Raw genomic sequence first — 11,340 nt, 5'->3', positions numbered from 1 at the left:
CAACAGCACGAGGCAAAGGCAGGCATAACCGGCCGAGTGCCGGGTCCCCCTCATGCAAATTGGTGATTTAATATGATTGACCACGTTTATGTGGCTGTGTCCGACATTGAAAAGTCGCTGGCCTTCTATGCGGCAGCCCTGGCGCCGCTCGGCTGGACGGTCTTCGGCAATTACGACGGCACACAGGGGCCGGACAATGTCCCAAGTCTCTACGGGCTCGGAGACGCGCTCTATTCCAGCCGCAAGGGTGGCGGCACGAGCATCTGGCTCCGCCAACGCAAGGCTGGGGAAACGGGGCTTTATCTCGGCCTCACCTGCGCCTCGAACGCCGTCGTCGATGCCGCCTATGCAGCGGCGATACAGGCGGGCGCGACCAGTGAGGGCGAGCCATCGGAGCGGACATATTTCGCTCCCGGCTACTATGCCGCCAATGTTCTCGACTTTGACGGCAATCAGCTCGAATTCGTCCGCAAGGCCTGGAATCCCTAACGCCCATTAGATCCCAGGGCGCAGTTCGGAGCCGTCTCGCCGGGCGATCCTGGTTCACCTGCTGGCAGGAGAGGCAACCGTTTCGGAACTGGTTCAGCATCTTCAACTGAGCCAGTCTACCGTCTCGTCCCACCTCGACACGCTCGACAGCGCTCAACTGGTCATACGGGGAAGAGACGCGCAGCGCCGCCCCACCCGCTTAAACCCCAAGGGGTTCAAGGCGCTGGCGGCCTGGCTGGGGCAGTTCGAGGCCGTTTTGGCGCCCATGGGAAACTAAAGCGTACTCGTGTTTCCAGAGAGCTTGCGGTGTTCAAGGCCCCAATTGGCCATCATGGTGATGACCTGCTCGAGCCCTTGGCCGGATGGGGTGAGCGCATATTTTTGAGCCTTGGTAGCCTGCGTGGGGTCAGTCTGACGCAGGATAACGCCGTTGACCTCCAGCTCGCGCAATTCTCGTGTGAGCATGCGCGGCGAGATCGTGCCGAGGAGGCGCTCGATCTCGGCAAAGCCCTTGGGGCCGCTGAGCAGTGTGCAGACGATCGCCAGCTTCCACTTTCCGCTTACCACGTTCAGCGCATCCTTGATGGTCAGCACAAACGTCCTTCTGCAGAGGTAGTGAACATCCTCCTCGTCACTCTCGATGGACGATACCTGGTTCATTCCAATCCTCTTCTCCGCTCGTCTCGCACTATACACTTTGACAGTTTTTTTGGTCGCACGCCCACCTAGATAGTTGCCAGACTTCTAATGGAGACTGTCATGATCATGGTAGCTGGTGCCACCGGGCACCTTGGCAGCGCCGTCGTCAACCAGTTGCTTGCCGCTGGGGCAAAAGGCCGCTTCCTCGCCTTGGCTCGCGACACCGGCAAGGCACAATCACTGGTCTCGCGCGGCGTTGAAACCCGTTTTGCCGATTACGACCGGCCTGAAACCCTCGCTGCGGCGTTTGCCGGGGTCGACACCCTACTGTTCATCTCGACCATGTCAATGAACCGGCGCGAACAGCAGTTCGGCGTTGTCGATGCAGCCGTCGCCGCGGGCGTCAAACATATCGTCTATACCGGCCTCGCGATCCGGGACATTGCAACATCAGGCGTGCGCGACCTGATGGCCAGTCACTTCGAGACCGAAGCCCATATCCGCAGCAAGGGTATCGCCCATACCTTCCTGCGCAATACCATGTATGCGGAGGCACTCCCCACCATCATCGGGCCTCAGGCGCTGGAAAAGGGCATTTTCTTGCCTGCCGGGTCTGGTCACGTGCCCTATGCACTGCGTTCTGAAATGGGTGAAGCCGCCGCCAACGTCCTGCTGCAGGAGGGGCACAGGAACAAGACCTATGACATCGCTGGTGTCGACGCGCACGGATATGACGACGTGGCGCGAGGTCTCTCGGTTCTGACCGGAAAACGGCTCGCCTACCGCGACATTCCCGCTCAGGCCCTGCGCGAGACGATGCAGGCTGCCGGCCTGCCAGAGTTCCCGATCTATCTGACCCTGGGAACCCTGGCCGACATCAAAGCCGATCAGTACGCGATTGGTCGCAGCGACCTGGAACTTCTGCTGGGGCGGAAGCCGAAATCCTTGAACGACATGCTGAAACTGGTGTTCGCCTGACTTTGGCGACCGCCCCGACCGCCCTCTTCAATCCAAACTATGGAGCTCCCATGACTACCGATACACGCCGTGTCGTCGACGAAATGTTCGATGCCTTCATGAAAAAAGATCTCGCGGCCGCCCTCGCAACCGTGTCCGAAGACACGCTGTGGATCCATCACGGTTCCCAGAAAATGCAGTCGGTCCGCTTTGAGGGCAAAAGCGGCGCTGAAAAGTTCTTTCAGACCAGCTTTACCGCAATGAAGATCGACTATTTCCGCCCGCTCACCTTCGTCGAACAGAACGATACGGTCGTGGTTCTGGGGGAAGAGAGCTTCGTCATGGATGGTGTCGATGGCAAGCTCTCCAACAAATGGGTCCAAGTCTACACCGTCCAAGACGGACAGATCACACGCATGGAAGAGTTCGCCACGTCTGCTGCCAGCAGCGACTACATGCTGGTCCGCTGAATGAGAATCCTCGTGACGGCTTATCGGCCCGGCGATCGATAGGGCACGCCTCCGCCCGAGATCGCGACAAACCGAAAGTCACACGCGAGGGCTGGTTCGCATCATGGTCGCAAGGCCGTGAATGCGAACCAGCTTGTGATATGATCGAACTCAGCAATGTCGATCATCTTCCTAGACCACACCGCCATGCGAGGTAGCTCCTTGATCAGTGACGACCAGATAGACCCCGATATCCTGAGCGCGCTGCTCGGCAGCCTGTTTGAAATTTCTCCGATTGCCATGTCGATCAGCACCAGTGAAGGCGAAGATTCGCGATTCCTGCGGGTGAACAATGCCTATCTAACGCTGGTTGGCCGCACTTGGGCTGAACTGCAAGGCACAAGGGTTGCCGAGGGGACAGTACGCGAAGACGCAGCCCGGGCCCGCCGCCATCATCGTCTCGTCCATGAAGGTGGATATGTGGGCGAATATGTCGAAATCTATCGGGCCGACGGCACAATGGTCCCTACGCTGATCTCGGCCCAACGCAGTGTCATCGACAACACGCAGTACGACGTCGAAGTCATCGTCGATATCACCACCCGCATCGACGCGCAGCTGCGCTACGAAAAAGAACTTGCCGCGCTGGCCAGAACTGATGGCCTAACCGAGTTGCCAAACCGCCGGGCGTTTGACGAGAAACTGAGCGAAGTGGTCGCGGACCCTGCCCGGCGCGGGCGCCCGACGCTCGCCCTGCTTGATCTCGATGGCTTCAAGGCCGTCAACGATATCCACGGCCACGCTGCGGGCGATACAGTGCTCCAGATCGTTGGCGAGCGCCTCAGAGATGTCTTGCGCGTGGGCGACTTTGTCGCGCGCATCGGCGGCGATGAATTCGCCATCCTGTTCCATGATGCGGGGCGCGCAATTCCAAAGGCGCGCGTGCAGCAAATCTGCCGCTCACTGTCGTTACCCATGCCGATCAACGACGAACTTATTACCCTGGGCGCCTCAGTCGGCACCGTCCGCTTAGCGGCCAACGAGAGTGCCGAGGCATTCTACCGCAGAACCGACGAAAAAATGTACGAGATGAAACGCGCCCGGCGATCTGAAACTAGTAAACCCTAGATCCAAGGGGTGATCGCCAGACACCCGCAGCTTCATCGATCCCGCTGCCACAGCAACATCCACCACCGATGTTTTGGCGAGTTTTCGGTATTTTTTGGCGTTATATCCCGACATCGCCATATGGCGGTGCCGCACAATCGATCTCTCAACGAGATGGATTGTGCGGCAATGGTTTGGCTGGTCGGAATAGTGCTGGCGTTTGGACTGCTGGTAGTGAGCTATAAGCGGAAGAAGCGCTATCTTGAGACACCGCTTCGGCTTCAGGTACGGTCATGGCAGCGCTACGGCGACGCCTATATCGGCCTCGCCCTGGAAGGCCAGCGCGGCGAACAGCTGCCGACCTGGAGCGCAGGCAGCCACATCGTGCTTGAGATCCCGGGGGCAAACGGGCTGTCGCGCAGAGCCTATTCCCTGATCGGAGGCGGCGACCGATGCTACGAAATTGTGATGGCCCGAAAGTTTCGCGGTAAGGTTTCGGAGCCCGTTCTGTCTGATCTGCAGGTGGGACAACCCATCCTTGCCCTGCCGCCACGTGGCAGGTTTTTCAAGCTGGCGAAAAACCCCGCGAAAATGATCTGCCTGATTGGCGGCGGCGTCGGCTTGGCACCATTGGTGCCGATGGTGAAGGAGGCGCTGGCCAAAGGCTCGTCGGTGCAGTTGATCCACGCGGCACGTTACGAGGCCGAACTGATCAAATCCGGCGAGTTGGAATCGTTGGCCCAGTTGAATTCCCGCTTCATCTACACACCAATTCTCAGCCAAGAACCCGATCCGCTCCCCGGGCGTCTCAGGGGACGGTTGACGGCGGATATTCTGCGAACACGCGGCGTGCAACAGTTTGATGGTGATGTCTATCTTTGCGGATCAACCGACTTTGTCAGGGACATCACGCGAATGGTGCGCGGCAATGGGTGCCGAGGAACGATCCATGCCGAGGCCTTTGCCGGCAATTCGGACAATCTGCCCTTTACGATCGAGGCCGGCGGTAAAAAATTCCGGCAGGGCCATGCCCCCACCTTGCTGGCCGCGCTGGAAGAGAATGGCATCCTGCCTTTCGCCGAGTGCCGCACCGGCCAATGCCTCAACTGTCGGGTCAAGGTGCGCAGCGGACGTGTTACCCCTCTCGTGGCTATGGAGCGTGGACCGCTTCCGGATGGTGCAGTTCTCGCCTGCGCCTGCGTTGCTGCCTCGGACATTACGTTGGACGTTCCGGCAAAGTATGGGATGACGGACCGCCCCATTGGTTGAGACCGACACAAAGGCACGCATGGATCGCCCGGACCCACGAGAGATGATCGACACGCCGGGTGCGCCCGAGATTATCGCCATGGCGATCACCAAAGATCTCGTTCTTCCCGGCGCGCAGCATCGACACACGTCGGGACAACTCTATTGCCTCCGGCAAGGTATCATGATGGTCAAATCGGCCCAGGGTCTGCTGGCTAATCCACCTGGCTTGGTGGGATGGATCCCGTCAATGATCGAGCACTCGATCATTACGTCAGGCCCGGTCGAAGGCTGGACAGCCTTTGTGGGACCTCACGCCCTTGCAGACCTGCCAGAGGAGCCTGCCGTTCTGAACTGTTCGGGCCTTGTAGAACCTTTGGTGGAGCGATTAGCCGAATCTCATCAGACGGAGTGGGCGACGGCACGCTATGAGCGCATGGGCTTGGTTTTGCTTGACGAACTTCGGCTGGCAGAACGGACACAGCCGTCCCTCCCCCTGCCAGAAGATCCTCGTTTGCAAGTGATCGCTCGCGCCCTGATGGACGATCCTGCCGATCCGCGTTCTGGCCCCGAACTGGCGCGCTGGGCTGGGATGAGCGCCCGCAGTCTTAGCCGACACTGGACCCAATCGGTGGGGATGAGCCTTGCCAAATATCGGCAGGTGGCGCGAGTGTTCAAATCGCTGGATGAATTATCCAAGGGGGCGAGTGTGCAGCACGCGGCCTGGGCAGTCGGCTTCGAGAGTACCAGCGCCTACATTGCAGCCTTCCGTGCAATTTTTGGCCAGACCCCGCGCAAGTACCTCGGCAAACAAGCATGAAGCAGCAGCCTGCGCCGACAGGACTTAGGAGTGTCTTGGCAAGTGGCGAGGGGATTGCCATATCTCGGGTTCATCGCGTCACGAGGCAGGTTTGCCATCGCGGCACATACTGTCGGCAGTCGTGCATTGCCGTCTTCATGACTGCAGGGTGTCTTCATGCAACGAAAGAGCTGGGCCACTGAGAACTGCCCCATGGCACGCTCGGTCGATATTCTGGGGGACTGGGGTAGCCTGATGATCCTGCGTCAGGCGTTCAGCGGCACCACCAGATTTGACGATTTTCAAAAAGAACTCGATCTCTCGCGCAATCTGCTGACGGCACGGCTGAAAAAACTCGTTGAGCGGGGCGTGCTGGAGCGCCGCCTGATCAATGAGGACGGGCGCCGACATGAATATGTGTTGACTGAGATGGGCGAAGATTTGCTGACAACCGTCGTCGCCCTGCGTCAATGGGGCGACCGCTGGCTGTTCAAGCCCGATCTTCCTCCTGTCACCATGGTGGACGCCCGCGATGGGCGCGAAATCCAGCAGGTGCATATCCACGCCGCGGACGGTCGCGAGCTCACCCGCAGCGGCCTGCGCCTGCGTCCACGAGTACCCGAGAGCGCAAGCTAGCTGCGACCAGGCGCGGCGCTACAGTCACCCATCTGATCGGCCCTCCTAGACCGGCAATCGTTCGCTCCAATCGTGGAGCGAACGGCATGACGTACGCCTCGACGAAATATCGTCGACCCGGCCTTGTAGGTCATGTTTTGCGCACATAAGTTCAATAATGAGACTTTTGATGCAATGCCGCAATGGAGAGATTTGATGCGCGCAGCATACATAACTGGCTATGGCGATAATTCGGTCGTCGGCTATGGGCCGGAAGCCCTGATCGATGTCCGCGCCGCAAGCGTAAATCCGGTGGAACTGGCCTTCCGCGCCGGGGAATTTCAGGCATCGGTCCCCTTCGCCTTTCCCAAGGTCATGGGGTTTGACGTGGCTGGCGTCGTGATTTCGGCGCCCGAAGGGGCAGCGTTCAAAACGGGCGATGAGGTTTATGCGCGTCTGCCCAGTCGGCAGTTGGGCGCATTTGCCGAGCGCGCCGTGGTGCCAGTGGACCTGCTCGCGTTCAAGCCGCGCACCCTGTCGTTTGAAGCTGCGGCCAGCCTGCCCACCGTTGCCCTGACAACCTGGCAGGCCTTTATCGAACGCGCGCAACTTGCACAGGACGAACGCGTCTTGATCCAGGCCGGGGCCGGTGGCGTCGGCGCCTTCGCCATCCAACTGGCCAAGCATCTGGGTGCCCATGTCGTGGCCACCGGCGGGCCGGGCAGCCAGGCCCGCATGGCCGAACTGGGCGCCGACCAGACGGTCGATTACACGCACCAGCGATTTGAAGATTTTGGCCCCTTTGACATCGTCTATGACGGGGTATGCGGCCCGCTGATCGAACGCGGTATCGACGCTCTGCGCGAAGGCGGTCGGTACATCGGCCTCGTTCGTGTCGCAGATGCGCGATCCTATCGCGAGGCAGGTCTGCCTGCGGCCATCGCCGAACAGGCCGCTGCGCCCATTCAGCCGCTCATCGAGCGCGCCACGGCCCGCGGAGCGTTCTTTCATGGTCCACTGACCCGTCCCGATGGCGCGCAACTGGCCGCTATCGCCCAGGTGATCGATGACGGCGCGATCCGGGCCACGGTCAGCAAGACCTATCGGTTCGAACAACTGGCCGCCGCCTATGACGATCTGGCCACCGGGCACACCAGCGGAAAAATCGTGCTGGTTCCCTGACCCTTCTGCCCCCCAACCGCAGCGCCCGACATCGGGTCAAGAAAGCATCGCAAATGAGCAAGATCACAATCGACCAGTCCAACGCCCAGCATTGGAAGGTCACGATAAACAACCCGCCGATCAACACCGTCGACGACCTGATGTACGACGAGTTTTTCGATCTGTACGAGGCGGCAGAGCAGGCCGGTACGGTCAAAGTCATCACCTTCGACAGCGCCAATCCCGATTACTTCCTGGCGCACTATGGCGTGGGCGAGTCAGCAAGCCGTTTTGGCAAGCCGCGCTGGATCGATACGGCGCTGCGTATGGCCAACAGCCCTATTGTCAGCATTGCCACCATCCGGGGTCGGGCGCGCGGCGGCGGCAGTGAATTCGCGCTGGCATGCGATCTGCGCTTCGCCAGCCGGGAGCGCGCTGTCTTCGGCCAGCCCGAAGTTGGCTTCGGGCTGATCCCTGGCGGCGGCGCATTGCAGCGTCTGCCGCTGCTGACCGGCCGGTCCCGGGCCCTCGAAATCGTGCTCGGTGGCGATGACTTCGATGCCGACACCGCAGAACGATACGGCTGGATCAACCGCGCTCTGCCTGACGCCGAACTTGATGGCTTTGTCGCCGACTTTGTGAGCCGGATCCTGTCCTTCGATAGCCAGGCCCTGAATCTGATCAAATCCATCGTCAACGAAACGGGCCTGCCGAGTGAGGAACAGCTTCGCTCGACACAGGCCGCGTTCAGCGAGACCCTGCGCTGGCCGGAAGCACATCAGCGCATGGCGACATCGCGGGAACGTGGCCTCGGCCAGGTTGGCGCGTTCGAGCGCGATCTCGGCGCCGCCGTCGCGGCTTTGACCACCGAGCAGAAAGGATAGCCAGATGACGATCCACGCAAAGGAACTGCGCTCGCTGATTTCGGCAGAGGGCGCGGTGCGGCTGACGATTGACGATGTCCCCCTGGCCGCCCCCGGTCCCGACGAGGTGATTGTCCGGGTGGATGCCGCGCCGATCAATCCCTCGGACCTTGCCACTCTGCTTGGGCCATCCGACCCGCAGAGTTTCCGCAAGGGCGAGGGGGCCGATCGGGCCACCTACGCGCAGGTGCCACCACAGTCTCTGGGCAGAATTGCATTGCGGGCAGGCAAGTCGCTTGGCAGTGGCAATGAAGGCGCCGGTGTTGTGATTGCGGCCGGTGCCAATGCCCAGCATCTACTCGGCAAAGTCGTCGCGTCGATGAGCGGCAACATGTTTGCCAGCCATCGGCTGCTTCCCGCCAATGAAGTGCTCGAATTTCCCGAAGGCGTATCGCCTGAACAGGCGGCTGCGGCGTTCATCAATCCGCTGACGGCGCTCGGCATGGTCTCCACCATGCGGCTCGAAGGCCACGCTGCCCTCGTGCACACTGCAGCCGCATCCAACCTCGGGCAGATGCTTGTGAGGCTCTGCCAGGCCGACGGCGTCGAACTGGTAAACATCGTGCGGTCGGCCGAGCAGGCTGCCGTACTTCGCAAGCTTGGCGCGCGCTATGTCCTCAATTCGGGGGACGAGAGCTTTGTCGAACAGCTTGTCGCCGCCATCGCGGCGACCGGGGCGACCCTGGCGTTTGACGCGGTCGGCGGCGGCAAGCTCGGCTCGCAAATCCTGGGCGCCATGGAGGCGGCGCTGGTCGCCAAGACCCCGCCCGTCGGACCCTATGGATCGCCGGTCCACAAGCAGCTCTATATCTATGGGCGGCTTGATCTGTCGCCAACGGTCCTGGCGCCCACTGTCGGCATGGCCTGGGGAACCGGCGGATGGTTGCTGTATCAGCATCTGCAACGGGTAGGTCCCAGTGGCGTGGCGGCACTGCAAAAGCGGGTTACCGGCGAGATCACCGGAATTTTCGCCAGCCAATATGCGCGGGCAATCTCTCTCGATGAAGCGATCGATCCCGCGGTGATCCCCGGCTATCAGCGCCGGGCCACCGGCGAGAAATATCTGCTGCGACCCAATCAGTGAGCCAGATTGCTCCGACAGGCATCGCACTGCCCGCCGGAACGCTTGCTGCCCCTTCCATCCGCTTGCCAAAGCGGATGGATACTGCCTCAATGATGTCTCCAACGCGCCGTCCGGCAGCCAGTGGGGAACACGATGATCCTGCAGTCGACGATCACCTGCCCGGTTTGCGGATTTACGGTAACCGAGACCATGCCCGTGGACGCGTGCCAGCGTTTCTACGACTGCAAAGGCTGCCAGACCCTTCTGAAACCCAAGGCCGGCGACTGCTGCGTATTCTGCTCTTACGGCACTGTACCCTGCCCACCCATTCAGGCTGAGCCCGGCATCTCCAAGTCCTGCTGCTAGACAGGTCTGTCAGAACGACCCGGTCGGGGAACTGCCGCCCCATGTCGGCTGCAGCTCCGGCCGGCCGCCTCAAAACTATGACAATCAGCATATTTTTGTGAAAATCTATATTTCTGCTTGCTGGCAAAACGCCCCGACACCTCGATACAAAATTCTCTTAATACATTGTATATGCTTCCATTTTGCCGACACCACCTGACTCACGGCAACCTCTGCGGTTGTCCAGAAATAGATGGTGACAACCCTGCCGCCCAAACATATTATGCAGATCATCATAGTTTGGAAGTTTGGATTTCGTGAATGCCCTACGACGCCCATGGTGGCGAGTGGCAGCGATTGGTTCGCTGCTGGTCACCGTTTTGACGTCACCGCTTCACGCAGCAGAAGGAACTGGCGCTTTGACCGTAACTGAACTGAAACAAACCATCCTTGGCGAATGGACCAGCATTGCACCCGAAGTGCGCCCGAGTGCAGCCAAAAATCCCGATGGCACGCTCAAGCCATTCTATCTGAAGCGAGACTTCGTGGTTTTGCCCGATGACGCATTCGAGCTGACGATCACCAATTTCGCCGATCCCTATGGTCAGGTGCCGCTGGCCCGTATCGCCCTCAAGGGCCACATGGAGTGGCGCGGTGACCATCCGGTTGCGGCCGGCGCCCAGAAGGTCGATTTCACGGCGGACACCGCCTATGTGGTCACGCCGCTGCTGCAAGGCTTTGTCGACGTGCTCAACAAGGTAGCCGCCGACGGCTACGAGACCTGGGAAGTCGGCAAGCCCCAGAGCATCTTCGGCAAGACCTTCGCGCCGTTCGGACTGGCCGCTGGCACCAACTTCAAAGAGTACGACCTGGTGTACGTGGCTCACGACCTGCTGTTCTGGGGCGCGCGCAATGTCGACGGCCGCGGCTTCGACAGCGAAGAGAACCGCCCGACCAACCTGCAGATCCCCCTCGTCCGCAAGTAAGACAGCCCGAACAAGCTGCTGCCGATACAGTTTCGGCAGTAGTTCCGGCGCCCCCCCCTGCGCATTTTGGGCTTGAGGTGGACGCCGGGCTTCCGTATTGCCGGGACGCGCCAGACGCCCAAGCCCCGGGCGCCCCGTGCATTGCCAGTGGGGAACATCTTGTGGCCAGCAGACCGACGCGACAGAACATAATCGAGCGCACGGTGATGCTGCTCGCGCGCAAGGGCTTGCAGGGCGCCTCCTTTAGCCAAATCCTTGAAGAATCCGGCGCGCCCCGTGGCTCGCTCTATCACCACTTCCCCGGTGGCAAGGACGAACTTGTGCTCGAGGCGATCGTGCTGGCGGGCGACCAGGCGTTGGGTGTGCTCGACACGCTCAATGGCAAAAGCGCCGAGGAGGTGGCCGCCACTTTTATTGCCCTGTGGCGTACCCTGTTGAGCCGCTCCGACTTCGGCGCCAGCTGCTCGGTGGCGGCGGTAACGATCGCGACAGAGTCAGCCGTTCTGCGCGAACGGGCCGGCGCACTCTTCCGGGCCTGGCGCAACCCGTTGGCCGAACT

The 11,340-nt window shown here is 60.7% G+C and carries 15 protein-coding genes; 14 read left to right on the top strand and 1 reads right to left on the bottom strand.

Annotation, left to right across the window (positions count from 1 at the left end; genetic code table 11):
* Positions 1 to 72 precede the first annotated feature (72 nt).
* Together J0I64_RS21675 and J0I64_RS22695 are read left to right on the top strand one after the other, a co-directional pair.
* Entirely contained in the window at positions 73 to 489 is a 417-nt protein-coding gene (locus J0I64_RS21675; RefSeq protein ID WP_291412215.1) for a VOC family protein, read from the top strand.
* A 10-nt stretch (positions 490 to 499) separates the two neighbouring features.
* A complete protein-coding gene (locus J0I64_RS22695; protein ID WP_366933772.1) occupies positions 500 to 766 on the top strand; it encodes a metalloregulator ArsR/SmtB family transcription factor in 267 nt (88 codons plus the stop codon).
* Here the strand turns inward: J0I64_RS22695 and J0I64_RS21670 are convergent.
* Entirely contained in the window at positions 763 to 1,149 is a 387-nt protein-coding gene (locus tag J0I64_RS21670; protein WP_291412213.1) for a helix-turn-helix domain-containing protein, read from the bottom strand. The genes J0I64_RS22695 and J0I64_RS21670 overlap by 4 nt on opposite strands.
* 99 nt (positions 1,150 to 1,248) lie before the next feature.
* On the opposite strand from J0I64_RS21670, the gene J0I64_RS21665 reads away from it, so the two are divergent.
* From J0I64_RS21665 to J0I64_RS21610, 12 genes are all read left to right on the top strand, one after another.
* Positions 1,249 to 2,106 carry an NmrA family NAD(P)-binding protein gene (locus tag J0I64_RS21665; protein WP_291412211.1) on the top strand — a complete coding sequence of 286 codons (858 nt, stop codon included), beginning with the start codon at positions 1,249 to 1,251 and terminating at the stop codon, positions 2,104 to 2,106.
* Positions 2,107 to 2,156: 50 nt separating this feature from the next.
* A complete protein-coding gene (locus J0I64_RS21660) occupies positions 2,157 to 2,555 on the top strand; it encodes a nuclear transport factor 2 family protein (protein WP_291412209.1) in 399 nt (132 codons plus the stop codon).
* Positions 2,556 to 2,711: 156 nt separating this feature from the next.
* On the top strand, positions 2,712 to 3,662 hold the full coding sequence (locus tag J0I64_RS21655; protein WP_291412207.1) for a sensor domain-containing diguanylate cyclase: 951 nt from the start codon (positions 2,712 to 2,714) through the stop codon (positions 3,660 to 3,662).
* A gap of 120 nt (positions 3,663 to 3,782) precedes the next feature.
* Positions 3,783 to 4,910: a 2Fe-2S iron-sulfur cluster-binding protein gene (locus J0I64_RS21650; protein ID WP_291412205.1), complete on the top strand. Its 1,128-nt coding sequence runs from the start codon at positions 3,783 to 3,785 to the stop codon at positions 4,908 to 4,910.
* A gap of 43 nt (positions 4,911 to 4,953) precedes the next feature.
* Positions 4,954 to 5,709 carry a helix-turn-helix transcriptional regulator gene (locus J0I64_RS21645; protein ID WP_291412203.1) on the top strand — a complete coding sequence of 252 codons (756 nt, stop codon included), beginning with the start codon at positions 4,954 to 4,956 and terminating at the stop codon, positions 5,707 to 5,709.
* 192 nt (positions 5,710 to 5,901) lie between these two features.
* Positions 5,902 to 6,324 carry a helix-turn-helix domain-containing protein gene (locus tag J0I64_RS21640; protein ID WP_291412201.1) on the top strand — a complete coding sequence of 141 codons (423 nt, stop codon included), beginning with the start codon at positions 5,902 to 5,904 and terminating at the stop codon, positions 6,322 to 6,324.
* Between the two features lie 195 nt (positions 6,325 to 6,519).
* Positions 6,520 to 7,485 carry an NADP-dependent oxidoreductase gene (locus tag J0I64_RS21635; protein ID WP_291412199.1) on the top strand — a complete coding sequence of 322 codons (966 nt, stop codon included), beginning with the start codon at positions 6,520 to 6,522 and terminating at the stop codon, positions 7,483 to 7,485.
* Positions 7,486 to 7,538: 53 nt separating this feature from the next.
* Positions 7,539 to 8,348, top strand: coding sequence for an enoyl-CoA hydratase/isomerase family protein (locus J0I64_RS21630; protein ID WP_291412197.1), 810 nt, complete (start codon positions 7,539 to 7,541; stop codon positions 8,346 to 8,348).
* Between the two features lie 4 nt (positions 8,349 to 8,352).
* Positions 8,353 to 9,471 carry a zinc-binding dehydrogenase gene (locus J0I64_RS21625; protein ID WP_291412195.1) on the top strand — a complete coding sequence of 373 codons (1,119 nt, stop codon included), beginning with the start codon at positions 8,353 to 8,355 and terminating at the stop codon, positions 9,469 to 9,471.
* Between the two features lie 132 nt (positions 9,472 to 9,603).
* Positions 9,604 to 9,816: a GDCCVxC domain-containing (seleno)protein gene (locus tag J0I64_RS21620; protein ID WP_291412193.1), complete on the top strand. Its 213-nt coding sequence runs from the start codon at positions 9,604 to 9,606 to the stop codon at positions 9,814 to 9,816.
* 326 nt (positions 9,817 to 10,142) lie between these two features.
* Positions 10,143 to 10,781: a hypothetical protein gene (locus J0I64_RS21615; RefSeq protein ID WP_291412191.1), complete on the top strand. Its 639-nt coding sequence runs from the start codon at positions 10,143 to 10,145 to the stop codon at positions 10,779 to 10,781.
* A 206-nt stretch (positions 10,782 to 10,987) separates the two neighbouring features.
* The coding region (locus tag J0I64_RS21610) for a TetR/AcrR family transcriptional regulator (RefSeq protein ID WP_291412189.1) at positions 10,988 to 11,340 on the top strand (353 nt) is incomplete at its 3' end.

Origin of the sequence: Devosia sp. (assembly GCF_017307565.1) — a bacterium.
GTDB lineage: Bacteria > Pseudomonadota > Alphaproteobacteria > Rhizobiales > Devosiaceae > Devosia.
This window is presented reverse-complemented; position numbering and strand designations above follow the sequence as displayed.